This window comes from Streptomyces plumbidurans (assembly GCF_019857225.1).
Classification (GTDB): domain Bacteria; phylum Actinomycetota; class Actinomycetes; order Streptomycetales; family Streptomycetaceae; genus Streptomyces; species Streptomyces plumbidurans.
The window spans coordinates 1-304 of record NZ_JAFJSY010000190.1 but is presented as its reverse complement, the minus strand read 5'-3'; the positions used below and the strand labels follow the sequence as shown (position 1 = coordinate 304).

The following is a 304-nucleotide window of genomic DNA, read 5'->3' as shown; positions in this document are numbered from 1 at the left end:
GAGGCCACGGTCTCGTTGGACATGCCGCAACTCGGCCTGGAATGGCACGAGTCGGTGCCGGTGCGTGACGAACTCACCGGCGAGACCTACCACTGGGGCAGGGCGAATTACGTACGCCTGGAACCGGGCACCCGTCCAGCGCATGTGTTCACCGTCCTGCGACCGTCCACCCCGCAGATCGGAGGGTCACCCACCTCATGATCGTCAACGAACCCGTTCCGGACACCTTTGAGGACACTCCCGCAAAGGACCGGGACCCGGACTGGTTCAAGCGTGCGGTCTTCTACGAGGTCCTCGTCCGTTC

Annotated in this window: 1 protein-coding gene; it reads left to right on the top strand. The window is 64.1% G+C overall.

Features of this window, described 5'->3' with window-relative positions:
• The coding region (locus JYK17_RS40350) for an alpha-amylase (protein ID WP_222812334.1) at window positions 1–201 on the top strand (201 nt) is incomplete at its 5' end.
• Between the last annotated feature and the right edge of the window lie 103 nt (window positions 202–304).